At 70.9% G+C, this 1,050-nt stretch carries 1 protein-coding gene and 1 pseudogene; one reads left to right on the plus strand and one right to left on the minus strand.

Annotated elements, in window-relative coordinates:
- On the plus strand, positions 1–259 hold a 259-nt coding region (locus ACDELDRAFT_RS22930), incomplete at its 5' end, for an oxidoreductase-like domain-containing protein (RefSeq protein ID WP_332376209.1).
- Between the two features lie 317 nt (positions 260–576).
- Here the strand turns inward: ACDELDRAFT_RS22930 and ACDELDRAFT_RS22935 are convergent.
- Positions 577–1,050 (minus strand): annotated as a pseudogene (locus ACDELDRAFT_RS22935) (FUSC family protein); the annotation flags it as partial.

Below are 1,050 nucleotides of genomic sequence, written 5' to 3' on the forward strand. Positions count from 1 at the left end.
GCAAGGCCCCCGGCCGGCCGTGACAGCGCAAACGCCAGAGCGAGCGCCCGCCCGCGCCATCGACGGACCTTCGGCCCGCGCGATGTTCCTCGCCCTGCAGCAGCAGGCCCGGGCGCAAGGCCTGGCCCTGCGGGCACCGCCGCCAGAGCCCACCACCTGCTGCGGGCGTGGCTGCAACGGCTGCGTGTGGGAAGGCTATCTCGACGCGGCTGAATACTGGCGGCAAGAGGCGCTGCTGCAGGTGACAGCGGTGGTCTAAGGATCAAACTGGCCTGTAGCGCTTGTGCCGCAAGCGCCTATAGCTACTTTTTTTGCAGCACATACGCCATCTTTGCCCGAGGCGTTGCGATCCCAAGGGCCCGGTGCAAAGCGCCAACGGAGCCGGCGAGCGGCCCCAGCGGGGCTTGGCAACGCCGCGCATGGTCGCTGGTGCCGCCACCCGAAGGCAAGGCTGCGCAACCCGCGCCACGCGTTGTTGCGTTCCTGGCCGCGCTTCCCCCGCCTTGGCACCGTCACGCGCCTGAAGGGGCGCGCTTGCGTGGTCTTCGCACCGGCACAAAACAGGGTGAGCAGGCCTTAATCCACCTGCGATGCACCGCCGGCAGAAGCGCGCTCGGAGAGTGTGCGCAGCACGTCGTCGGCGTCGCCGCGCAACTGCACGGCGAGCCCCGTGGCCAGTTGCAGGCGCCGCAGCAGCCACGGGCTGAGGTCGCTTTCAAAGGGGCCCGGCATGGGCTCTGGGTCCGGCGCCAGCGGACCGGGCGGCGGGTTGCCACCCGCACCTGCCGGTGCGCCGGCCGACAGGATGGCGTCGATGCGCTCGGCCGTCAGCTCAAGTGGCGCCTCCACCTGCTCTGGTCGCAGCATGCCGCGGCGCTGCAACAGCAGCGTCTTGACGGCCGTGAGCTGCGCGAGCATCTGGTAGCTGTGGGCCTGCAGATGCTCCAGGGCCTGCAGCGGCGGGCGCACGGCGCGCGGCTCGGACAAAGACCGCTGCGTGGCCTGCACCAGCGCCGACAGGCTGTCATAGGCTTCGCGCCGCGCCAGGCG

The organism is Acidovorax delafieldii 2AN (assembly GCF_000175235.1).
Lineage (GTDB): Bacteria > Pseudomonadota > Gammaproteobacteria > Burkholderiales > Burkholderiaceae_C > Acidovorax > Acidovorax delafieldii_B.